General features: G+C 59.9%; 23 protein-coding genes. 14 read left to right on the top strand and 9 right to left on the bottom strand.

Annotated elements, in window-relative coordinates:
- Window positions 1–155 precede the first annotated feature (155 nt).
- From AD949_RS05250 to AD949_RS05245, 3 genes are all read left to right on the top strand, one after another.
- The gene (locus AD949_RS05250; RefSeq protein WP_048836732.1) at window positions 156–1,097 is read left to right on the top strand and encodes a hydrogen peroxide-inducible genes activator; all 942 of its coding nucleotides are present in this window, start codon (window positions 156–158) and stop codon (window positions 1,095–1,097) included.
- A gap of 160 nt (window positions 1,098–1,257) precedes the next feature.
- Window positions 1,258–1,383, top strand: a complete 126-nt coding sequence (gene ykgO / locus AD949_RS13725; protein WP_003625637.1) for a type B 50S ribosomal protein L36 — start codon at window positions 1,258–1,260, stop codon at window positions 1,381–1,383.
- A gap of 3 nt (window positions 1,384–1,386) precedes the next feature.
- Complete coding sequence (locus AD949_RS05245) at window positions 1,387–2,340, top strand: tetratricopeptide repeat protein (protein WP_048836733.1); 954 nt, start codon at window positions 1,387–1,389, stop codon at window positions 2,338–2,340.
- A 138-nt stretch (window positions 2,341–2,478) separates the two neighbouring features.
- Here the strand turns inward: AD949_RS05245 and AD949_RS05240 are convergent, their stop codons facing one another.
- Entirely contained in the window at window positions 2,479–3,369 is an 891-nt protein-coding gene (locus AD949_RS05240; protein ID WP_174766788.1) for a prephenate/arogenate dehydrogenase family protein, read from the bottom strand.
- A gap of 86 nt (window positions 3,370–3,455) precedes the next feature.
- Complete coding sequence (locus AD949_RS05235; RefSeq protein ID WP_048836734.1) at window positions 3,456–4,511, bottom strand: lysylphosphatidylglycerol synthase domain-containing protein; 1,056 nt, start codon at window positions 4,509–4,511, stop codon at window positions 3,456–3,458.
- A gap of 212 nt (window positions 4,512–4,723) precedes the next feature.
- On the opposite strand from AD949_RS05235, the gene hpnA reads away from it, so the two are divergent.
- The 10 genes from hpnA (at window position 4,724) to AD949_RS05185 (ending at window position 15,853) form a co-directional block, all read left to right on the top strand.
- A complete protein-coding gene (gene hpnA / locus AD949_RS05230; RefSeq protein WP_048836735.1) occupies window positions 4,724–5,719 on the top strand; it encodes a hopanoid-associated sugar epimerase in 996 nt (331 codons plus the stop codon).
- An 11-nt stretch (window positions 5,720–5,730) separates the two neighbouring features.
- Window positions 5,731–6,969 carry a glycosyltransferase gene (locus AD949_RS05225; RefSeq protein WP_048836736.1) on the top strand — a complete coding sequence of 413 codons (1,239 nt, stop codon included), beginning with the start codon at window positions 5,731–5,733 and terminating at the stop codon, window positions 6,967–6,969.
- 101 nt (window positions 6,970–7,070) lie between these two features.
- Window positions 7,071–7,931, top strand: a complete 861-nt coding sequence (hpnC, locus tag AD949_RS05220) for a squalene synthase HpnC (RefSeq protein WP_048836737.1) — start codon at window positions 7,071–7,073, stop codon at window positions 7,929–7,931.
- A 73-nt stretch (window positions 7,932–8,004) separates the two neighbouring features.
- The gene (gene hpnD, locus AD949_RS05215; protein ID WP_048836763.1) at window positions 8,005–8,898 is read left to right on the top strand and encodes a presqualene diphosphate synthase HpnD; all 894 of its coding nucleotides are present in this window, start codon (window positions 8,005–8,007) and stop codon (window positions 8,896–8,898) included.
- Window positions 8,899–8,918: 20 nt separating this feature from the next.
- Complete coding sequence (hpnE, locus tag AD949_RS05210) at window positions 8,919–10,214, top strand: hydroxysqualene dehydroxylase HpnE (RefSeq protein WP_048836738.1); 1,296 nt, start codon at window positions 8,919–8,921, stop codon at window positions 10,212–10,214.
- 30 nt (window positions 10,215–10,244) lie between these two features.
- On the top strand, window positions 10,245–12,215 hold the full coding sequence (gene shc / locus AD949_RS05205) for a squalene--hopene cyclase (protein ID WP_048836739.1): 1,971 nt from the start codon (window positions 10,245–10,247) through the stop codon (window positions 12,213–12,215).
- 3 nt (window positions 12,216–12,218) lie between these two features.
- Entirely contained in the window at window positions 12,219–12,923 is a 705-nt protein-coding gene (locus AD949_RS05200; protein WP_048836740.1) for a phosphorylase family protein, read from the top strand.
- A gap of 359 nt (window positions 12,924–13,282) precedes the next feature.
- Complete coding sequence (locus AD949_RS05195; RefSeq protein WP_048836741.1) at window positions 13,283–14,884, top strand: flavin monoamine oxidase family protein; 1,602 nt, start codon at window positions 13,283–13,285, stop codon at window positions 14,882–14,884.
- Entirely contained in the window at window positions 14,884–15,318 is a 435-nt protein-coding gene (locus AD949_RS05190; RefSeq protein WP_048836742.1) for a c-type cytochrome, read from the top strand. Before AD949_RS05195 ends, AD949_RS05190 begins: the two co-directional genes overlap by 1 nt.
- Window positions 15,319–15,364: 46 nt before the next feature.
- Window positions 15,365–15,853: a RidA family protein gene (locus AD949_RS05185; protein ID WP_371277382.1), complete on the top strand. Its 489-nt coding sequence runs from the start codon at window positions 15,365–15,367 to the stop codon at window positions 15,851–15,853.
- 173 nt (window positions 15,854–16,026) lie between these two features.
- Here AD949_RS05185 and AD949_RS05180 read toward each other — a convergent pair whose 3' ends face one another.
- From AD949_RS05180 to AD949_RS05150, 7 genes are all read right to left on the bottom strand, one after another.
- Window positions 16,027–16,311 carry a hypothetical protein gene (locus AD949_RS05180; protein ID WP_048836743.1) on the bottom strand — a complete coding sequence of 95 codons (285 nt, stop codon included), beginning with the start codon at window positions 16,309–16,311 and terminating at the stop codon, window positions 16,027–16,029.
- A 16-nt stretch (window positions 16,312–16,327) separates the two neighbouring features.
- Complete coding sequence (locus AD949_RS05175) at window positions 16,328–17,854, bottom strand: efflux transporter outer membrane subunit (RefSeq protein WP_174766787.1); 1,527 nt, start codon at window positions 17,852–17,854, stop codon at window positions 16,328–16,330.
- Between the two features lie 7 nt (window positions 17,855–17,861).
- Window positions 17,862–18,773, bottom strand: a complete 912-nt coding sequence (locus AD949_RS05170) for an HlyD family efflux transporter periplasmic adaptor subunit (RefSeq protein WP_048836744.1) — start codon at window positions 18,771–18,773, stop codon at window positions 17,862–17,864.
- Window positions 18,774–18,800: 27 nt separating this feature from the next.
- A complete protein-coding gene (locus AD949_RS05165) occupies window positions 18,801–18,995 on the bottom strand; it encodes a DUF1656 domain-containing protein (RefSeq protein ID WP_048836745.1) in 195 nt (64 codons plus the stop codon).
- 22 nt (window positions 18,996–19,017) lie between these two features.
- Window positions 19,018–19,512 (bottom strand): MarR family winged helix-turn-helix transcriptional regulator, encoded by a 495-nt coding sequence (locus AD949_RS05160; RefSeq protein WP_048836746.1) that lies wholly within the window; start codon window positions 19,510–19,512, stop codon window positions 19,018–19,020.
- 135 nt (window positions 19,513–19,647) lie between these two features.
- Window positions 19,648–19,911, bottom strand: coding sequence for a hypothetical protein (locus AD949_RS14520; RefSeq protein WP_244463439.1), 264 nt, complete (start codon window positions 19,909–19,911; stop codon window positions 19,648–19,650).
- A gap of 199 nt (window positions 19,912–20,110) precedes the next feature.
- Window positions 20,111–20,413 (bottom strand): hypothetical protein, encoded by a 303-nt coding sequence (locus tag AD949_RS05150; RefSeq protein ID WP_025826378.1) that lies wholly within the window; start codon window positions 20,411–20,413, stop codon window positions 20,111–20,113.
- Window positions 20,414–20,481: 68 nt separating this feature from the next.
- Between AD949_RS05150 and AD949_RS05145 the strand changes: the two genes are divergently transcribed.
- Window positions 20,482–21,606: an ABC transporter ATP-binding protein gene (locus AD949_RS05145; protein ID WP_048836748.1), complete on the top strand. Its 1,125-nt coding sequence runs from the start codon at window positions 20,482–20,484 to the stop codon at window positions 21,604–21,606.
- Window positions 21,607–21,630: the final 24 nt, after the last annotated feature.

Genomic DNA, 21,630 nt, shown 5'->3' with positions numbered 1-21,630 from the left:
GTCGGGCATTATCTATGGCGCGGCATGACCATTCATGCCAATGAATATTTTATATCAAAACAATCGGAATGATCGATTAACGCCGCAAGGGCGTTCAAAAAACAAGATCATCCCAGACATGCTTTTCCAGCCCTTGAAAAAACCGAGGTTCACCCGTGCTCCCCCTCCCCTCCGCCCAGCAACTGCGCTACCTGATCGCACTGTCTGAACTCCGCCATTTCGGGCGGGCGGCGGCGGCCTGCGCGGTGACGCAATCCACCCTATCCGCCGGGATTATGGCGCTGGAACGCCAGCTCGATTCCCAGTTGCTGGACCGCACGGTGGGCAAAAAGGTTGTCTTCACCCCTCTGGGGCATGAAATCGCGCTCAAGGGTCGACAGGCGCTGGAAGCCTTGGAGGCCGTGCCTCAACTGGCCGTGGCCGCCCGCACACCGCTGACAGGCCCGCTACGGCTGGGGGTTATCCCCACCATCGGGCCGTTTCTAATTGAGCCACTGGTCAAAACCATTCGTGCCCGCTTTCCGCAACTCACCCTGTCCATTGCGGAAGACACAACAGAACATCTTTTGGAAAAGCTGGGAGTCGGCCGGCTGGACATGCTGGTTCTGGCCATGCCGTGTCTGTGCGACACGGCGGAAACCCTACCGCTCTGGCGGGACCCGTTCCATGTCATTATGCCCGAGGATCATCCTCTGGCACGGCTGAGCCATGTGCCGGTAGAGCGGCTGGCGGACCAGCGCATGATCATGATGGAAGATGGCCACTGCCTGCGGGAGCAAACGCTGGCCGTCTGCCGTCAGGGCCGGGAATGGCATGGCACGGAAGGCGAGAGCGACTCCACCTTCTCTGCCACATCCCTCCACACCATGGCGGAAATGGTGGGGCTGGGGCTCGGTATTGGCGTCATGCCGCTGCTGGCGCTGGAAGGCGGTATTCTGCGTGGGCATCCGGTTATCAGCCGCCCGCTTTCGGGCGGCCCGGTCTGGCGGACAATCGGGCTGGGCTGGCGGCCCCGCTCTCCGCGCTCGGATGATTTCCGAACACTCGCCACCGCCTTTTCCAGTCTGGCCCCCCACCATGTGCAGCTTCAAGACTGACAGACTGTGTGAACAGAAAGACAAAAACGCGGTAAAATGGCATCGCATTAAAACAATTTGCGGCCCTTTTCCGTGGTAAACATTGACTCGTACTGGCGGGGCCGGTATGTGCCGACACACCTTATTTCAATTCTTGAGCATCGGCGGAGAAAAGCGGGCCATGAAAATCAGAAACAGCCTGAAATCGGCCAAGGTGCGCGATAAAGATTGCCGTGTCGTACGGCGTCGCGGCCGGGTTTATGTCATCAACAAGAAGAACCCCCGCATGAAGGCTCGTCAGGGCTAAATTATGCAGGGTCCGGCCTTCCCCGGCTGGCTTCTGGCGCATGACATGCGTGCAACCCGCTTTTCCGATATTCGGAGAAGCGGGTTTTTGCGTTCTGGCCTTCTGGTTGCAGCCAGCGTTCTGACGGGTGTGAGCCTCACTGGTGCGGCTCCAGCACAGACAACACAGACCGTCCCGCATTCTACCCTCCATCATCACAGTACGCCTACCACTCCGGCGCATGAGTCGTCAGCCCACGCCTCCCACAAGGTCCCCACTCAGAGCCTCAAGCCGCCGCACCCCACCTCTCCATCCACCAAAACCGCGCATGCTCTGACTGCGGCCCCAGCGGCCAAAGCTGCTTCTGCTTCTCCTCCTGCTCCTCCGGCTACCCCGCAGCCTGCTCCCTCCGCAACACACCCGTCTGACAGCCAGACTCCCGCCACGCCGGACGCCGGAAAAAATCCCGCTGTCACACCGCATAAAAAACTGACGCGCCCGCAGCAGATTGCAACGCTTGCCGACCAGCTTACGCAGGCCAAAACACCGGAAGAGGCGCACATGCTGGAAGACCGGCTGGAGGCATTACGCACAGCGGGTCTTTCCCCCACCACGCAACTCCTGCTGCGACGCGCACAGAAGGACAGTCAGGCAGAAAAGCCGGATGATGCCGTGGAAGATTTGAGCGATGCGCTGGCCCTTCAGCCAGAGAGCGCCATCCTGTGGCGCAGCCGCGCCCAGACGCGCCTTGCCGCGGGTGATTTTAACGCAGCCGTTGCCGATCTGGGAGAAGCCCTGCAACGGGACGGGCGAGACGCCAAAAGCTGGGCGCTCCTTTCCACCGTGGAGGAACAGCGCAAGGACGGCCCTGCCGCACTCAAAGCGTGGCAGAAAGTGCTGGAACTGAATCCTATGGCGGATAAAAACCACAAACGTCTCGACGCCTTGCACATCAAAGCGTTCGGGCAGCCGACGTAACGCGCGGCCGCTCACCTTTCAACCGCCCGAAAGACCTTCCGGCACGCTGGATGCCCGCACGCGGAACCTCGGTAAGCCGTGCCCCGTCAGTCGCCCGACGACAGGCTGCTCCGTAGGCCGCTCGGCAGGCTGATGGCCTCAGGCCTGCCGGTTTTCAATCAGACTTTTGCGAATGGCACGGCCACGCTGGATGCGGTCCACAATATAGTCCTCATCCCCCCAGCGGATGGCGCGCGCCATGGCCTGCGCGTCTTCCGTGAAGCGGGCCAACATTTCCAGCAGCGCCTCGCGGTTGGACAGAAACACGTCCCGCCACATAATGGGGTCGGACGCCGCGATACGGGTAAAATCCCGGAAGCCGGATGCGGCAAAATCCAGTACTTCTGACCGCGTTTCGTCCGCCAGATCATCCGCCGTGCCGCAGATGGTAAAGGCCAGCAGATGCGGCAGATGGCTGACAATGGCGCAGACACGGTCATGGTGCGCGGGCGTCATTTCCCGCAGGCGGGCACCGCAGCGCTCCCAGAGCGTGCGGATGGCTGCCAGCGCCTGTGGCGGCGTACCGTCCAGTGGGGTCAGCAGGCACCAGCGGTCTTCAAACAGGGTGGCAAACCCGGCATCCGGCCCGGAATATTCCGTGCCCGCCATGGGGTGTGCTGGCACATAGGCCACATCCGGGCGCAGAAACGGGCTGATGGCCTCAATCACTGAAACCTTGGTCGAGCCGACTTCAGTCAGAATCGCTCCGGGCCGCATGGCGGGCAACACCTGTGCCGCCACCGGCCCCATGGCCCCTACCGGCACACAGAGCATGACGCAATCTGCCAGAGCGGCGGCCTCGGCGGGGTCCGCCATCACGCGGTCCGCAATGCCGAGTTCTTCCACCCGCGCCCGCACTTCAGGCGAGACATCAACGGCTATCAACTGGCGGGCCAGCGTGCCTTTCTGCTGCGCACGGCGGAGCACGGACGAGCCGATCAGGCCCGGCCCGACCACAACAAGTGTGTCAAACACCGGCGTTGCGGCCACCGGCGTTGCGATCTCATCCGCAACACCTGTCAGAGCATCCGGCAGAGTGTCGGAAGGCGGAGCATCGGAAATAGAGGAAGCCACGCTCAGGAATCCTTCATCGCAGTCGGAGCGGGGGCGTAGCGAACATCGGCTGGCGTCGTGATGACTGGCTGGCGCAACCCGCGCATTTCCATCACCTGCCACAGCAGCAGGACCGGAATGCCGATTGCCAACTCCCGCCCACGCCGCAGCAGGGAAAGACCCAGAGACACCGAGGAATCAATCCCGAACGCATGACCGAGCGCCATATAGGCCCCCTCCTGCACACCCAGACTACCGGGCACCAGAAAGCCAAGGGACATGACGGCGCAGGTCACGCCTTCAATCGCCACGGCGTTTGGCACCGTCAGCTTCGCGCCCAGCATGTTCGCGGTCATCCACAGCATGGCCGCACTCCCCAGCCAGCCAAGCAGATGATAGCAGGCAGACAGGCAGATCCGACCGGGGCGGCTCCAGATGGCTTCCATCCGCTCCTGAAGCGTATCCGCGCCACTCAACATGCTGTCATGCCATTGCGACGCCAGACTGCGGGTAAACATGCCGCCAAATTTGCGGAAAATGCTGCCGCCGTGCTGCTGCGTCCAGACAAACCCGGCAGTGCCGGCCATCAGGAAAACCGCGCCAATAATAACAGGCACCACAAACGGGCTGGACCGCTGGTGCGCCACCAAAAACGCCACACCCAGCAACACGAAGGCGACCTGCCCCATGACCTCTGTGGTAATATCCACCAGATTGGCGCTGGCGGCCTCTGGCCAGTCAATCTGGCGGGAGTCCCGGCCATGGAGCCCATGGCCCGAACAAGTGGCCCGAATACCGATAACAATGCCGCCCAACTGCGAGAACGGCAGGCAGGTTGCCGCTGCATCACGCACCATGCGCGCGCCCAAAAGGCGCAGATAGCCAATTTCCGGCATTGCCGCGTGCCATGCCAGCCCCAGCACACCATTTACGGCAAGCTGGCAGCATACCATGAGAAGGAAGCCGCCCAGACCAATACGCATGACAGCGTGAACCACGGAGCCAACGCCACTCCATGCAACAGCCGCCGTAATGGCAACCAGACCAAGCAAAGTCAGAAAAATTGTAAGCTTCTTCAAGGCCTAAGCTCTACCTGCCCGAGATACCCCCTCGGGCGCGCCTACGCAGGACGTAGGACATCTGACCAGAGGGGCTGAATTCATAAGTGACCCGACCACTTACACCAGCCGGGGGTCTGGCGCCACCTTGGGGAGCAGGATAAAGAGACAAACCAGCCGTTCGGGTTTTACACTCGTCTGTTTCTTATACCCTTTATGGGAGCACTCTTCCTATGACTGCCCATACGCTCGTCACCGGTGCGACAGGTTTTGTCGGGTCTGCCGTTGCCCGCACGCTGCTTGAACGCGGACACACGCTGCGACTCATGGTGCGCGAGGGGAGTGACCGCCGCAATATTGCTGATATTCCGGCGGAACTGGTGGAAGGAGACCTCTCCCGGCCAGATACCTTTGCTCGGGCTGTGGAAGGCTGCCGCTACGTCTTTCATGTTGCCGCGGACTACCGGCTGTGGGTACCAGACCCCGCCCCGATGATGACCGCCAACGTGGAAGGCACCCGCCTGCTGATGCTGGCCGCCCAGAAGGCAGGGGTGGAGCGTATTGTTTACTGCTCCTCCGTCGCGGCACTCGGCCTGATTGGTGATGGCACCGACTCTGATGAAGCGACTCCGGTGCATGAGCACGGGGTGATTGGCATTTACAAACGCTCCAAATACCGGGCCGAGCAGGAAGTGCTGCAACTGGTCAAGGAGCAGGGGCTACCTGCCGTTATCGTCAACCCCTCAACGCCAGTCGGCCCGCGGGACATCAAACCGACCCCGACCGGACAGATGATTCTGGACTGCGCGGCTGGCCGTATGCCCGCCTATGTCGATACCGGCGTAAATATTGTGCATGTGGATGATGTGGCGGAAGGCCACGCACTGGCGCTGGAACGCGGCACGATTGGCGAGAAATACATTCTGGGCGGCGAGAACTTCCTGCTGCGTGACCTCTTCGCTATGGTGTCCGAAATTGCGCATGTGCCGCCGCCGCGCATCAGCCTGCCGCAGGGTGTCATCTGGCCGGTTGCCGTGGCCTCGGAATGGCTCTCTCGCTCTTTTGGCTTCTCGCCACGTGTCACGCGGGAAATGCTGGCCATGTCCCGCAAGAAAATGTTCTTCTCTTCGGACAAAGCCATCCGGGAACTGGGTTACGCCCCCCGCCCCGCCCGACAAGCTGTTGAGGATGCCATTACATGGTTCCGTAACAACGGGATGCTCAAGTAAGGGGCGGGATGATGCTGTTTGGTCTGGCTGTTCTCTCAGCGCTCATCTGGTTTGGCCTTATTTTTTTCCACGGGTGGTTCTGGCAGGCTGGCCCCATCCTGCACCCCGCCTCGCCCGGCACCACTCTGGCAGACATCATGCCGGATGTTACAGTTGTGATCCCCGCACGGGATGAAGCCGAGTCCATTGAGGTCGCCCTCTCCTCCCTCCTTTCTCAAGATTATGCCGGGCGCCTCTCCCTCATTCTGGTGAATGACCGGAGTGAGGATGGCACAGGCGCTCTGGCCCGCGCCCTGCCCGACCCAAAAGGCCGCCTGACCGTGCTGGACGGCGCGGAGCCGGAACCCGGCTGGAGCGGTAAACTCTGGGCTGTGGCTCAGGGTGTTGCGGAAGCCCGCCGCCAGCAGGACGCCAACAGCGGCTATATTCTACTTACCGATGCCGATATCGTGCATGCGCCCGAACATATATCCACACTGGTTGCCAAGGCGCAGACAGACAGACTCCATATGGTGTCTGAAATGGTGGAACTTCAGTGTGAAAGTCTGGCCGAGCGCGCTCTGGTGCCAGCCTTTGTGTTCTTCTTCGCACTCCTCTACCCCTTCGCGCAGGTCAATAACCCCAAAAGCCGCACGGCTGGGGCGGCTGGCGGCACAATCCTCATCCGGCGGGATACACTGGCAGAAATCGGCTGGATTGACGCCCTCAAGGGCGCGCTGATTGATGACTGCACGCTGGCCACCTGCGTCAAACAGGCCGGGGGCCGCCTCTATCTGGGCCATTCCTGTCTGGCCCGCTCCATCCGCCCCTACCCGCATGCGGTTGATGTCTGGCGCATGATTGCCCGCACGGCTTTTGTTCAGTTGCGCTACTCACCGCTGTTTCTGGTTCTCACCGTGCTGTCCATGGGGGTGGTCTGGGTCGCTCCGGGGTTGATCGCGCTGTTCAGCCATGGCCTGACCCGCTGGATCGGGCTGGGGACGTGGCTGGTTTCCATCGGCTCCTTTGTGCCCACGCTGCACCGCTTCCGCCTCTCGCCGCTTTGGGCGCTCAGCCTGCCATTTGTCGCGTTATTCTACACAGCGGCGACCATTGGCTCCGCCGTTAATCATTATCGTGGGCGCGGTGTTGTCTGGAAAAACCGGGCCTATACGGACGCTATCCCCAATGATGGCCGCACCACGGCAGCATCCCCCGCACCCGTGCCGGAACAGGTCCAGACAGCACGGGCACCAAGACAAGGCGGCTAAAACCCCGCCGCCGCCCTGAATGCATGAGGGGAGTAGGCACACTGAAAGAGAGCGTGTAAAGCTCCGGCTATGCTTCTTTCTTTCTCATTGCAGAGCCTGACATGACTGATACCGCCTCCGTCTGGGGAAGAGACGATGTCTCTTCTGGCAAAGGTGCGTCTGACGAGAATTTTCCCGTCGGCTCCATTCTGCTCAGCAAGGCCCTGCGCCCGCACGTGCATGCCTACTACGATTACGCGCGTGTTATTGACGACATTGCGGATTGCGAGACACTGAGCGCGGATGAGAAAATCGCCCGTCTGGACGCGATGGAAGAGGTTCTTCTGGGCAAACGCGAGCCAATTACCCGTGCGGATGCCCTGAGTGCTGCAAAACTGCGCGCCTCTTTGTTGAAAACCGGCGTACCGTTTGAAACCGCGACAGATCTGCTGGTTGCGTTCAGGGATGATTCCCGCGGCACACCCTGCACCTCATGGGATGATCTGGTGCAGTATTGCCGTTATTCCGCCAACCCGGTGGGGCGGTTCCTGCTGCATCTGCATGGAGAAGTGCCGGAAACCTTTGCGGCGTCTGACGCTCTGTGTACCTCACTCCAGATTCTTAACCATTTGCAGGACTGCCAGAAAGACCTGCAACGGCTGAACCGGTGCTATATGCCGGAAGACCTGATGGCACAGGCTGGCGCCACGCAGGACGATCTGCTGGCCGGGCGCGCCTCCCCCAACCTGCGCCGGGTGTTCAACACCCTGCTGGACAAGGTGGATGCCCTGAACCGGGAAGCCGCCACCCTGCCCGGTCTGGTCCGGGGGCGCCGCTTCCGTATGGAATGCGCCGCCATTGTCGGTCTGGCCCACCGGCTGACACAGCGCCTACGGCGGGAAGACCCGCTGGCAGGCCGTGTTGCGCTGAAACGCACAGATATCATGTATGCAGCCGGTGCGGCTCTGCGGGCATGGTCCTGAGCTTTCAGAAAGTCCGCAGGTCTGTAAAAAGAGCCGGATAGGACGATCTCATGAACAAACAGGTGAAAAGCGCGTGACAGCTCAAGACATCCAGACGCATGACGAGCCAACCCCCCTCGGGTGTGACCCCGCAGATCTGGCATGGGTGGAAAGCACGGTAAAACAGGCTGGCACGTCCTTTGCCGCTGGCATGCGTATCCTGCCGCCCATGCGCCGCTACGGCATGTACGCCATCTATGCTTTTTGCCGCGTGGTGGATGATATTGCCGATGGGTATGAACCCATGGCGGAGCGCAAGGCGGCTCTGGATGCGTGGCATCAGCGCATTGTCGCCCTGTATGATCACAGCACCACGCAGGACCCGCTGGACCGTGTGCTGCTGGCCACCATCCATTTCTTCGCCCTGCGGCAGGAGGATTTCCACGCCATTATCGACGGCATGATGATGGATGCGGAAAACACCATTGTCGCGCCCGACGAAAAAACGCTGGACCTGTATTGTGACCGTGTTGCCTCCGCCGTAGGCCGCCTGTCCGTGCGCATTTTTGGAGACAGCACGGAAGAGGCCGACAAGGTGGCTTACCATCTGGGCCGCGCTCTCCAGTTGACCAATATCCTGCGCGATATTGCGGAAGACGCCGCCCGTGGCCGCCTCTATCTGCCGGGTGACCTGCTGGACCGCTTCCATGTCCCGCATGATCCCATCAAGGCGCTTTCCGCCCCCGGCTTGCAGGGCGTGGCCACTATCCTGTCCGTCCGGGCGCTGGACCATTTCCGCATGGCCTTTACCGCCATGCAGGACTGCCGCGCCAAAGCCATGCTCCCGGCACGCATTATGGGCGCGAGCTATGAGGCCGTTCTGATCGCGCTGCGCAAGCGCGGCTGGTCCGCCGAGGCCCTGCACAACCGCCCGAAAACGTCAGCCCTTACCAAAGTTGTCTGGCTGACCCGCTCTTACCTTCCCTGATTCTGAAAGAGGCCAACGGCATGGCTGCATCTGTGCACATTATTGGCGGTGGCGTGGCTGGTCTGGCCGCCGCTGTGGAAGTAGCCGGTTCCGGCCGCCGCGTTATTGTGCATGAAGCAGGCCGCGCCTGCGGCGGCCGTGCCCGGTCTTACGAGGACAAACAACTGGGTTGCCGGATTGATAACGGTAACCATCTGCTGCTGTCCGCCAACAAAACCGTTTTCCGTTATCTCGCCATGACCGGCGGGACCGATACGCTGACCGGCCCCGGTATTCCCATCTTCCCGTTTGTAGATTTGGCAGAAGGCGCGCGCTGGACGCTGGACCTCTCACGCGGGCGGATGCCGTGGTGGGTCTTCCAGCCACACCGGCGGGTACCGGACATGCGGGTGGTGGAACTGCGCAGCCTGCAAAAGCTGATGCAGGCGCGTGAAGACGAAAACGTGTCCGACTGCCTGCTGCCCGGCGCACTCAGCCGCCGCCTGCTGGAGCCTTTCGCCATTTCCGCCCTCAACACGTCCTGTGAGACCGGAAGTGCGGCGCTGCTTGGTGCCGTGGTGAAGGAATCCCTCTCCCTTGGCGGCAAGGCCTGCGTGCCATGGTTCCCCAAGGACGGACTTTCTGAAACACTGGTGGACCCGGCACTGGCGCATCTGGGCATCCTGCATGCGGAAGTCCGCACCCAGAGCCGCATTAGCGCGCTGGATGTCAGCCGGGGCCGCGTGACCGGCCTGCATACCGCGGATGGCGTGATCCCGCTCACGGAGGAAGACACCGTCATTCTGGCCGTGCCAGCCCCGGTGGCGGAAAGTCTGCTGGCTCCTCACCTCCCCGGCTTTCAGGTTCCCAACGCGTTTGAAAGTATTCTCAATCTGCATTTCCGCACGGACACCGCGCCGCGTGCGCTCGGCTCCTTTGCAAAAGCTGGTTTTATGGGGCTGGTTGGTAGCATTGCGGAATGGGTGTTCCTGCGCGGCGATATTCTCTCTGTTACCGTCAGTGCCGCCAACCGCTTTGCGGAGCAGGACCCCGACACTCTTGCCAGCACCATCTGGCATGACGTGCGCCGTGCGTGTGACCCTGTGCTGAAAGAGCCTCTCCCCGCCACCCCGCCGCGCCAACGCGTGGTATGGGAAAAGCGCGCGACCTTTGCCGCCACCCCGGAGCAAAACCGCCTGCGCCCCGGCCCCGCAACGCATCTAGTAAACCTTGCTCTGGCTGGAGACTGGACGGCAACCGGACTCCCCGCCACACTTGAAGGCGCCATGAGATCTGGTGTTAAAGCTGTCCACACACTTGGCCTGCGTCAGCCCTAAAAAAAGACGCCAACAAAAAGGATGACCCCCATGGCCGCTGATGGCAGCACACGCCCCCAACTCCCGCTTTCCGGTGAGGATCTGGAGCGTGTGGTTCAAAATGCTCAGGCCGCGTTAGGGCGACAGCAGCAGACTGACGGGCACTGGGTGTATGAGTTGGAAGCCGATTCCAGTATTCCGGCGGAATATATCCTGCTGGAACATTATCTGGATCGGATTGATGACGCCCTTGAGCAGAAAATTGCCGTCTATCTGCGCCGGACGCAGAGCCCGGAACATGACGGCTGGGCGCTTTACCACAACGGCGGGTTCAACCTCTCCTCCTCCGTCAAAGCCTATTTTGCGCTGAAAGCAACCGGGGAAGACATCAATGCCCCCCATATGCGCCGCGCGCGGGAGGCCATTCTGGCGCATGGCGGGGCCGAACGTAGCAATGTGTTCACCCGTATCCAGCTTGCCCTGTTCGGGGATGTGCCGTGGCGCGCCACGCCGGTCATGCCTGTGGAACTGATGCTCCTGCCGCGCAAGGCGTTCTTCTCCGTCTGGAACATGTCGTACTGGTCCCGCACGGTCATTGCGCCGCTGCTGGTGCTGGCGGCTCTGCGGCCCATCGCCATCAATCCGCGCCAGATCCATGTCCGGGAACTGTTCGTCACCCCGCCAGAACGCGTCACGGACTGGATTCGTGGCCCGTATCGCTCTATCTGGGGCCGTGTATTCAAGGGGCTGGACAGTCTTTTGCGGCCGACCCGGAGCCTGATACCAGCCAGCACGCATGAAAAAGCCATTCAGGCTGCCATTGATTTCATTGAACCCCGCCTGAACGGTAAGGATGGTCTGGGCGCAATTTATCCAGCCATGGCCAATGTTGTCATGATGTACCGCGCCCTTGGCGTGCCGGACAGTGACCCACGCGCCGTGACGGCATGGGAGGCTGTGCAGGGTCTGCTGGTGCATAAGGATGATGAAGTCTATTGCCAGCCCTGCGTCTCCCCAATCTGGGATACCGCACTTTCTGGCCACGCCATGCTTGAAGCCGCCTCCGGCCCAAAAGGCATAGCTCCGCAGGAAACGCTGCAAGACCTGCGCAAGGCCAGTAAATGGCTGCGCGAGAAGCAGATTCTGGATGTGAAGGGGGACTGGGCCATTAACAACCCGGACCTCGCCCCCGGTGGTTGGGCCTTCCAGTATGGCAATGACTATTACCCGGATGTGGATGATACCGCCGTAGTTGGCATGCTGCTGCACCGTGAGGCCGACCCGGCCAATACGGAATCCATCGCCCGTGCCCGCCAGTGGATTCTCGGGATGCAGAGCCGCGATGGTGGCTGGGGCGCTTTTGATATTGATAATAGCAAGGATGTGCTGAACCACATTCCCTTCTCGGACCACGGCGCTCTGCTGGACCCGCCGACAGCGGACGTGACGGCGCGCTGCATTTCTTTTCTGGCCCAGTTGGGCAACGTGGAAGACCGCCCGGTTATTGAGCGTGCGCTGACCTACCTGCGCAAGGAGCAGGAAAAAGACGGCTCATGGTTTGGCCGCTGGGGTACCAACTATATTTATGGCACATGGTCTGCTCTGTGCGCGTTCAACGCCGCAGGTGTCTCACAGGATGACCCGGCGGTTGTAAAGGCCGTGGAATGGCTGCGATCCGTGCAGCGGTCGGATGGCGGCTGGGGCGAAGGCTGCGAGTCTTATGAAGGCGGCAACCATGGCACCTACAGTGAAAGCCTGCCGTCTCAGACAGCGTGGGCGCTTCTGGGCCTGATGGCCGCTGGCCGACGGGATGACCCGGCAGTGCTCCGTGGCATCAACTGGCTGGCAGCACAGCAGGATGACAATGGGGAATGGCACGAAGCGCCTTACAACGCCGTCGGCTTCCCCAAGGTGTTTTACCTCCGCTACCACGGTTACCGGCAGTTTTTCCCGCTGATGGCGCTGGCGCGTTACCGTACTCTGGAAAGCAGCAATACGCGCCGCATGGCTTTCGGGTTTTGAGGCATGACTGATCCCGCACAGCTCCCCCCACGCCACCCCGGTATTCTTGTCGGCCTGAAGGCGGAGGCCAGACTGATCCGGCATGTTTTCCCACATGCCGCCATTGCCGCCAGCGGGGCCACCCGCACCGGCGCGCAGCGTGAAGCTGCCCGTCTGGCGTCCTGCGGTGCGGACTGCCTTCTGTCCTTCGGGCTGGCCGCTGGGCTGGACCCAGCCTTCCCGCCCGGCACCCTGATTGTGCCAGAGCGCGTCATGGCATGGGGCATCCCTTATCCGTGTGACCCGACACTGCGCCATATTCTTGGCGCGGGCCTGCCGGAGGTGCGGGGGAACGCTCTGCTCCATAGTGACACCGTGGTGCTGGATGCGGCTGAAAAAGCGCATCTGTTTACCACCAGCCAGTGCGCCGCTCTGGATATGGAAAGCGGCTTTCTGGCCCGCGCTGCGGAAGAAGCCGGGCTGCCCTTTGGCGCCCTCCGCGTGGTGTGTGACCCTGCCACACGGTCCCTGCCGCCCGTTGCTGGCACCGTCCTGTCTCCTGATGGCGGGCTGGACATTAAGGCCCTTCTTGGGTCTCTGCTGCGCCATCCCGGCCAAATTTCAGGCCTAATCAGCCTTGGCAAAGATGCTGGCCGCGCCCGCGCCGCTATGCTGGCCTTTCTAGAACAGCAGCGCACCCGCCCTGCCTTTGCGCGGTTCGCCCACTAAAAATCTGCCTCAGAACTCAGGCAGGACGTTTTGCGCCCTTAGGCGTTGTCTTTCTGGCCCGGATGCCCAGCATCGTCACGGAAAAGCCGCCTGTCAGTCGCAAAACGTCCGACCGACCCGTTACCGATTTTCTGAAACGGGCCCAGACACCTCCGCTTTTCCTCTGAAGTTCCTCACAGGACACCCCCGGTGCCCTGTGTATTATTTTGCACGCCTGTTGCCCTCTGAGATGTTGTCATGTCGTAACAGATGCCTTAGCATTGCGATAAGGGAATAATCTGACATCGTCATGATCGGTCTCCGCACATGCCGGTCATTCCATGCGGTCTGATTTTTTGAAATCATCTCGGGATTACTTGATGCCACACGCTCATCCGCCCACCGCGCCGACGCGCCGGCAACTTCTGACCCGCATCGGCACTCTGGCTGGCAGCGCCGCGCTGTATCAGGCCATGACCACACTGGGCCACGCCATGGGAACAGATTTCCGTGGCCCGCCCAAGCTGACAGGAGCCAAACGTGGCACCCGCGTTCTGGTGCTGGGGTCCGGTCTGGCCGGTATGCTTTCAGCTTACGAACTGCGCAAAGCGGGGTACGACGTCCAGATTTTGGAATTTCAGAGCCGCAGCGGTGGCCGCAACATCAGCCTGCGGGGGGGTGACACCGTTACGGAACTCGGGGGTGCCACCCAGAAAGTTGGTTTTGCACCCGGCAACTATATCAATCCCGGCCCGTGGCGTATCCCCTACCACCATCAGGGCCTGCTGCATTACTGCCGGGAATTTGGTGTGCAGCTCGAACCTTTTGTCGAACTGAACCACAATAGCTGGCTGCACTCCACCGGCGCCTTTGGTGGAAAGGCCGTGCGTTATCGGGAACTTGCTTCAGATTTCAACGGTTTTACGGCGGAACTTCTGGCAAAAGCGATCGACCAGCATAAGCTGGATGAGTTCGTTTCAGACGATGAGCGCGCCCACATCCGTCAGGCCATGAAATCTTGGGGGGCTCTGAACAAGGATATGGCCTATACCAAAGGCAATACCAGTTCTCTGCGCAGGGGTTTTGAAAAACCGCAGGGCGGCGGGATTGATGGTGCACCCGTCCCGTCTGATCTCTTTGCCCGCAAGGATGTCATGGAATCCGGCCTGTGGAACTGGATCGCCTTTCACGAACGGCTGGATATGCAGACCACCATGTTCCAGCCCGTTGGCGGCATGGACCAGATCGGCAAAGGCTTTACCCGACAGGTCAAGGACCTCATTACGCTGAACTGCAAGGTCTCCTCCATCCATCAGGATGACCACGGCGTAACCGTGACCTATACGGACACCGCCCATGGCGATGCCGTGCGCACGGCACAGGCGGACTATTGCGTCTGCACCATCCCGCTTTCCGTTCTGTCCCAGCTTGATGTGCAGGTCACGGACGGGATGAAGGCCGCCATTGCCGCTGTGCCCTATGCCTCTTCCGTCAAGATGGGTCTGGAATTCAAACGCCGCTTCTGGGAAGAAGATGACCAGATTTACGGCGGCATCAGCTTTACCGACCAGCAGATCAGCCAGATTTCCTACCCCAGCCACGGCATTTTCTCAAAAGGTCCGGCCGTCCTACTCGGGGGGTATATGTTTGGCCCCGCCGCCTATGATTTTGCAGGCATGACGCCGGAACAGCGCCTTCAGCGTGCGCTGGATCAGGGCATGGCCATTCATCCCCAATATCGCAAAGAGTTCTCAAACGGCGTCAGTTTTGCTTGGAGCCGTGTTCCGTGGACACTCGGCTGCTGTTCCATGTGGACGGAAGAAGCTCGCAAAACCCATTACAAAACACTGTGTAGTATAGATAACCGCCTCGTTCTGGCCGGGGAACATGCCTCTTATGTCGGCTGCTGGCAGGAGGGGGCCATTCTCTCCGCTCTGGATGCTGTCACCCGTCTGCACAAACGCGCGCTGGGAGCCGCCTGATGCGTAAACTTCTGCTTATGACGTCTCTTTTCATCACCACGGGCTTTGTCTTGCCGGTTGTTGCCCCTATAGCCGCCCACGCGGACAGTGCGAGTGCGGTGGCCGGTAAAATGCAGACCATGCCGGATGGTGAGGCTGTTTATCGCCATGTCTGCCAGAGCTGCCACATGCCAGATGGCAAAGGCGCTCTGGGCGCTGGCGCAAAATTCCCGGCACTGGCGGGCAACCCCAAACTCCAGAGTGCTCAGTATCCAGCCTATGTGGTACTGAATGGTTTTGGCGGTATGCCATGGTTTTCCGGGCTGCTGAATGACCAGCAGGTCGCGAATGTGGTCAACTACATTCGCACACATTTCGGGAACCATTATCCTGACACATTAAAACCGGAAGACGTTTCCGAAATACGCCCCCATCTGTCGGTAGAGGAAGAATAACGTGCGCCTTATCAAAAGCCTGATCCCCGCAGCAGCCCTGACGGTGCTGGTCGCGGCCCCTGTCCTGCTGTCCGCCCCAGCCCTTGCCGCAGGGGCCCCTGCTGAAAGCATTATCCGGCATGGGGAAGGGAAATTCCCCATCTCTGCGGCCATAGAAGTCCCCGCCGGTGCCACCACCATTTATCTGAGCGGCATGGGAGCCCCGGTGCAGGACAAGACCGCGCCGCCCAAAAGCCTTGAAGCCTATGGGGACACACAGGCCCAAACCCTCGCGTCCCTTCAACGCATTGAAGGCGAGTTGAAAAAACTGAACCTGACCATGGGCGATATCGTGCAGATGCACATCTACATGGTTGCGGACCCGCGCACGAAGCAACTGGATTTTGAAGGCATGATGAAGGCCTACACCCAGTATTTCGGCACGGAAAAGCAGCCTAACCTGCCTGTGCGCTCTGCCTTTGCTGTCGCACAACTGGCCAACCCCGGCTGGCTGATTGAAATTGAAGTCACCGCCATAAGACTGCCGAAAAAATAAAGCCACCCACCCCCTTCCTGACACAAAGGAAGGGGCACCCGCCAGCAGGCGTCTAAACGAACATCTTTTGGTATCGGCCACCCAAATAGGTGACATCTGTTTTCTTTATAAACTGCGGATTATGGACGGCGGACGGGCTGAATAACTCAGACTGCCTCTATAGGAAGCGTCTTTTACTTTCCGTCTGTTCTTTCAAGCTCACCGTCAGCATCATCTGGCAGAAAGAAATCTTCCGGGTCTTCCGGCACTGGCAGATAGAGCAGATAAAACCCCACCCCGACCGTGATGACGCCCGCCATAATCGGCAACCAGCGCAGGGCTGTGACCCACGCGGTGTCCTGTGTGCTACTATTGACGACATAGGACCAGCCGCTCACACACAGCACCGCAAAACCACCGGCCAGACAGCCCGCAATCCAGAGCAGTCGACGCACATAGGGGGACGAAGAACTGCTCATGGTGTGACCTTTCAGATCATTGCTTGAAAGCCCGCGCTAACACGTTTTGTGTTTCGAGGGAAACGGGGAGCGTGGAGTTGGTCAGCGCAACGCCTTTCCAGCCAGCACCCAGCGCCGTGTAGAGGTTCACGGCATCCCGCAGGCGTTCCAACCGCGCCATCGCTTCCATATTCTGGGCGTTCAGGGTTGTACGCTCGGTTGTTAGCACTTCCAGAAAGCCAACCAGACCAGCACCATACAGCCGCCGCGCCCGCTCACTGGCCGTCGCGCTATCTTCTGCGGCTTTATGCAGTTGTTCGGCATATTCAATGTCATCGTGCCATGCCGCCATGGCATCTTCAACTTCCTTGAAGCCATTGAGCACGGACTGCCGATACGTGAGACGTGCTGCCTCTGCGGAAGCCTGCGTCGCCCGGACCTCAGAGGTCATTTTACCACCGTGCATCAGCGGCAGGCTGGCCATCATCAGGAACTGCCAGCTCATGGCGTTCACCTGAAACAGCTGATACATGGCCGACGCATTCGGGTTGAACGTCAACGGAATGACAAAATGCGGATACAGGTTGGCGACCGCCACGCCAATCTGCGCCGTTGCCAGCGCATATTGCCGCTCCGCCATGCGAATATCCGGGCGGTTGGCAATCACGACAGACGGCATAGTAGCAGGAAATTCCGGCACGGTCGGCAGAGGACGCGGTACCTTCAGTTGGTCTTCCAGAGCCCCCGGCATCTGGCCAAGCAACACCGCAATGGCGTGTGTCACCTGAGACACACGGGTTTTCAGCGGCTCACGCGCTGCAATCTGCGTATCCAGCTCGGCTTGCGCCTGCGCAATCTGAAGGGTGTTCCCCACACCTTCCAGATACAGCTTGTTGGTCAGATCCACCGCGCGTTTCGCAACGCCGATATTGTCGGTCGCAATTTTTATCTGCAACTGCGTGACCCGCAGCAGCATGTAGTCTGACGCCAGTTCGGACAGCATCGTCATCAGCAGCGCGCGGCGGCCTTCAATGGAGGCCTCCACTGCGCGCTCATGCGCTTCTACATCCCGGCGAATCCGCCCGAACACGTCCACTTCCCACGTCGCCATCGCGCCATAGGTGAGCATGGAGGCTTCCGGGCGGTTGGCCGGATTACCCGGACGCAGGGGCCAGTTATCAATATTCAGAGAATACCGGACATCCCCACCGCCGACATTGGCATCCATCTGCGGATACCACTGGGATGCAGAGCGGTCACGAATAGCGCGTTCCGCCAGAATACGCTGCCCGGCAATCTGGAGATCATAGTTCCCTTTGATGGCCTGCTCGACCAGTTGGGTCAGCATAGGGTCTTTGAACGCCGCCCACCACTCGGTCATTTCCTTGTTGGTGCGGGCAATTTCTTCTGGAGTTGCAGGGTGTTCTTCCGCTGCTTCCTTGAACTGGGCAGGCACCTTCATGCGCTCGGGCTGATAGTTCGGCCCAACAGTACAGGCCGAAAGCATCAGGGAGGACGCCATGAAGAGGCCGAGGCGACGATGAACCTTCATCTTCTGTTCCATGTCGCTCTCAGAGATGGTCTTGCAGCCATGTGGTCATCTTGCCACGGCGGCCACGCGGTTCCGGCCCAACGCTGACCGTTGCGGTCATGCCCGCGGCCAGCGTCACGCTATCCGGCACATGATCAAGGTGGATACGCACCGGAATACGCTGGGCCAGACGCACCCATGTAAAGATGGGGTTCACGTCCTGTAGCCCCAGCTTGTCGGCCACGCCGTTGGTATCATTAATACCGCGTGCAATGCTCACCACATGGCCAGTCAGAATGGGTTTGTAACCCATCAGCTTGACGCGGGCTTCATCCCCCACATGCACGCCCCACATCTTGGTTTCTTCAAAATAGCCGTAAACCCAGTAGGAATCCGCATCAATCACGGCCAGACGCGCCTGCCCAGAGGAGGCATAATCCCCCACCCGCAGATTCAGGTTGGTCACGTATCCATTGACGGGCGAATACAGAACAGAACGCTGGAGGTTCAGTTTGGCCACATCAAGCGCGGCGCGGGCTGCATCCACTGCGGCAATCTGTGTCGCCACGTTGGAGTTAAAGACTTCCTGTTCTTCCGCGGATACAATGCCACCCAGCCCCATACGGCGGCGGGCATCATTCCGCTTGAGCTTCAAATCTTCCATCGCGCCGTCCAGACGGGCCTGTGCCTCCCGGATCGCAAGACGAAAGCGCACGGGGTCCAGCACGTACAGCGGGTCCCCCTTATGCACAAACTGGTTATCCACCACCGGAATCTGCACCACTGTACCCGAGACTTCAGGCGCCACATCCACAACATACACACGCACACGGCCATCACGGGTCCATGGCGCAATCATGTAGACATTCCAGAGGGTTACCCCCAGCACAATGGCCAGAGAGACAACCGCCAGGGTCAGAATAACTCGTATCAGGGTGCGCAGAAGGGGCATTGCGGAGACTCAAAAGCCTTTTTGGGGTCAGATGTACAAAATGAGCAGGCAGAGAATACAGACGTAAAGCGAAACTTCGAATAGAGCGATATGCCAGAACCAGCCCAGCATGCCGCTCCACCACAGCACAAAACGAACACACATGGTAAGGGGCAGCGCCGCCAGTGCGTAAACGACGATTGGTGCCATAAAGACACCAAAGAGATTGAATTCCGTCAGCATGACGCCATTCTCGTAGCAACTCTCATCGTGCGTGTGTCCGCTCTGGTCCGGGCAAATCCTTCTGTCCGGATGCGGCCTGTTCAACCCTGTCAAGAATCCCGCAGCACTGCTCCAGTTCCTGCGGGGTTACATGTTCGGTCAGGCGGGTTGCCACATTATCTGCTGCATGGCTGACAAGTGCGGCAACTTTCCGGCCTTCTTTTGTAATACTGACAAGTTTGGACCGGCGATCATCCTCATCAATTTCCCGCACAATAAAGCCGCGCTTCTCCAGCACATCCAGCAGCCGGACCAGAGACGGCGCTTCCAGTGACAGAGAACGGGCAAGATCCGTCTGTCTGACAGGTTGTTCGGAAAGATTGAGATAATAAATCGGCCGCCATGTTGCGTCCGTCAGGCTGAACCGGCGCAAATCCGCATCAATCTCGCGCCGCCAGACGGCCGCAAGGCGAGCCAGCCGGTGCCCGAAGGACCGGCGAGCTTCGAGATTTTTATCAGGATAACGCGGAGGTTCCATTACGTGCCCATACTAGCAAGCATACAAACTGTTCGCACGCTCACAAAATCGTAAGGCAATCATTCACAGAAAAAATCCGCCCCTGCCAATGCAAAATTGGAATGGAACCTATGGGCAAAGGCGGAGAAGGAGGAATCAGTCCTTCCGACGGCGCACAACATCCCAGATTTTGCGGGTGCCGCTGCGACCAAGGGAACTTGCTACCGTGGCCGTAACTGCGGCCATCGTGATGGATTCCTTCATCTGTGTTGCACAGCGGTTACGCGCAATACGAGCTTCCACTTCCGCAGTCGTCAAATAAGAGCGACGGCCAAACAGAACGCAGATCAGCGCAAACACCACATCCAGTGCAAACACGCCAAACGCCGCTGTCACCGGCCCCCAGTGGAAGGTAAACAAGAAGAGAGCCCACAGGAGTCCATGTCCGGATATCAGAGCGAAAAACCCGAATATCGCAGCAGCAACGAGAAATGCTGCCTGTTTTCCCAATCTTACAGCCATCTGCTGCATAAGATGGGATTGAGCGTGCAGGGCTGACCTGCCAAGTTCAAAAATACGCATGGACTCCGGGACTACCTTCGTTCAGATCACGGGAACTTCAGCGTGACATCCGGCCGAGGACAAAGCCCACCACGCCAGAGATGGCGATGGACACCCATGACGACTGCACACGCGTCTGCTTGGAAATATCTTTGCGCGCATGATTGGCCAGTTCACGCGCATTGGCAACCGCTTCTTCAGTCAAATCACTGGCTTTGCCGCCAGCATTCGTCAGCGCGGGGACCACATGCTTGGTGATGAGCCGTTCCAGATGCGCCTTTACAGCTTCAATTTCATCACGGGCTGTCTCAGCAGCAGACTCACCGGCAGCCTTTACATCCTTGAGTTTATCAGAAGACATGGAGAAACCCCATTCGCGTTAGATTTATTGACAACACCCTTTTAACTGATCGCTAAGGATAAGGTTGCATGCATACGGCGCATGGCTCGCACCCGCCGCTTGAACTTCACAATCTCGCTTTTCTCCCACCCCGCGCTGGGCTGAGCCTCCGGGTCGGGAAAGGAGCGTGTGTGGCGTTACTGGGAATCGGCTCCGAGCAGGAGGATCTGGACCGCCTGACGGACGTTCTGGCCGGACATACCCCCAGCTTTGGCGGGCAGATCCGTGTTGGGGGAGAGGACGTAACCCACCGTCCAACCGGCCAGCGGGGGCTGGCGACCCTTGGCGCACACGCCCCCCTTTTTCCACACCTTACGCTGGCCGATAATATCCTGTTCCCACTCCGCGCCTCGGAGCGCGTCTCCACGGCGGAAGCGGAACGCCGCACAACGGAAACATTGTCTCTTGTTGGGTTGGATGGCTACCGCGCCTTTAAACCCGGCCGCCTGACAGCAGAGCAAAATCTGCGGGGGCAACTGGCGCGCGCGCTCGTTATGCGACCAGAAGTTCTGGTGCTTAACCGCCCCTTCAGCACGCTTGACCACACGGCCACAACACGCATGCTGGCCTTGCTGGAAAAACTACAACGCGCCATCGGCCTCAGCATTCTACTTCTCACGCGGGACCGCACAGAAGCCCTGATGGCCGGAGACAGCATTGGCATTATGGACAATGGCATCCTGCTCCAGCTTGCCACGCCGCCAGACCTGCTGAACCGCCCGGCTCACGAACAGGTTGCCATTGCCTTTGGCGAGGCCAACGTGCTGACGGGCAAAGTCCTGTACGCGGAAGACGATATGGCCGAACTCCGTCTGCCCACAGGCGAGACAGTGGACGCCATGGCCGGTCCGGGGCTGGAGGAGCAGGATCTCGCCAATATCTGCGTCAGTCCGGACCGTATCTCCGTCATGTTCCCTCGCCAGACCACCACGCAGCAGCCTGAAGACAACGATATGCTGCTCTGCACGCTCGTGTCCGCACGGCATGTGGGAGCGGCCATTCACATGCGCTTTCGCATGCGGGATGGCGGGGAAATTATTGCCCACCGCCCCCCGGTTCACACGCTGCGGGAGTTGGAACCGGGGCGCGTCGCGCTGCTTGCGTGGCAAACAGCAAACGCCACCGCCTTTCCGATGGACCAGAAATCAGGCTAGAATTACAATCGACCCAAGCAGCAA

Source organism: Acetobacter orleanensis (assembly GCF_001581005.1).
Lineage (GTDB): Bacteria > Pseudomonadota > Alphaproteobacteria > Acetobacterales > Acetobacteraceae > Acetobacter > Acetobacter orleanensis.
The sequence above is the reverse complement of the archived record's forward strand: the minus strand, read 5'-3'. Positions and strand labels throughout refer to the sequence as shown.

Bases quoted from the DNA above. Each gene is read 5' to 3' on its own strand.
- AD949_RS05200 (WP_048836740.1), top strand. From the start codon at position 12,219: ATGACTGATCCCGCACAGCTCCCCCCACGCCACCCCGGTATTCTTGTC.
- AD949_RS05165 (WP_048836745.1), bottom strand. From the start codon at position 18,995: ATGCTGACGGAATTCAATCTCTTTGGTGTCTTTATGGCACCAATCGTC.
- hpnE (WP_048836738.1), top strand. From the start codon at position 8,919: ATGGCTGCATCTGTGCACATTATTGGCGGTGGCGTGGCTGGTCTGGCC.
- hpnA (WP_048836735.1), top strand. From the start codon at position 4,724: ATGACTGCCCATACGCTCGTCACCGGTGCGACAGGTTTTGTCGGGTCT.
- AD949_RS05170 (WP_048836744.1), bottom strand. From the start codon at position 18,773: ATGCCCCTTCTGCGCACCCTGATACGAGTTATTCTGACCCTGGCGGTT.
- hpnC (WP_048836737.1), top strand. From the start codon at position 7,071: ATGACTGATACCGCCTCCGTCTGGGGAAGAGACGATGTCTCTTCTGGC.
- AD949_RS05175 (WP_174766787.1), bottom strand. From the start codon at position 17,854: ATGGAACAGAAGATGAAGGTTCATCGTCGCCTCGGCCTCTTCATGGCG.
- shc (WP_048836739.1), top strand. From the start codon at position 10,245: ATGGCCGCTGATGGCAGCACACGCCCCCAACTCCCGCTTTCCGGTGAG.
- AD949_RS05150 (WP_025826378.1), bottom strand. From the start codon at position 20,413: ATGTCTTCTGATAAACTCAAGGATGTAAAGGCTGCCGGTGAGTCTGCT.
- AD949_RS05160 (WP_048836746.1), bottom strand. From the start codon at position 19,512: ATGGAACCTCCGCGTTATCCTGATAAAAATCTCGAAGCTCGCCGGTCC.
- AD949_RS05225 (WP_048836736.1), top strand. From the start codon at position 5,731: ATGCTGTTTGGTCTGGCTGTTCTCTCAGCGCTCATCTGGTTTGGCCTT.
- AD949_RS05180 (WP_048836743.1), bottom strand. From the start codon at position 16,311: ATGAGCAGTTCTTCGTCCCCCTATGTGCGTCGACTGCTCTGGATTGCG.
- AD949_RS05145 (WP_048836748.1), top strand. From the start codon at position 20,482: ATGCATACGGCGCATGGCTCGCACCCGCCGCTTGAACTTCACAATCTC.
- AD949_RS05195 (WP_048836741.1), top strand. From the start codon at position 13,283: ATGCCACACGCTCATCCGCCCACCGCGCCGACGCGCCGGCAACTTCTG.
- ykgO (WP_003625637.1), top strand. From the start codon at position 1,258: ATGAAAATCAGAAACAGCCTGAAATCGGCCAAGGTGCGCGATAAAGAT.
- AD949_RS05245 (WP_048836733.1), top strand. From the start codon at position 1,387: ATGCAGGGTCCGGCCTTCCCCGGCTGGCTTCTGGCGCATGACATGCGT.
- AD949_RS05190 (WP_048836742.1), top strand. From the start codon at position 14,884: ATGCGTAAACTTCTGCTTATGACGTCTCTTTTCATCACCACGGGCTTT.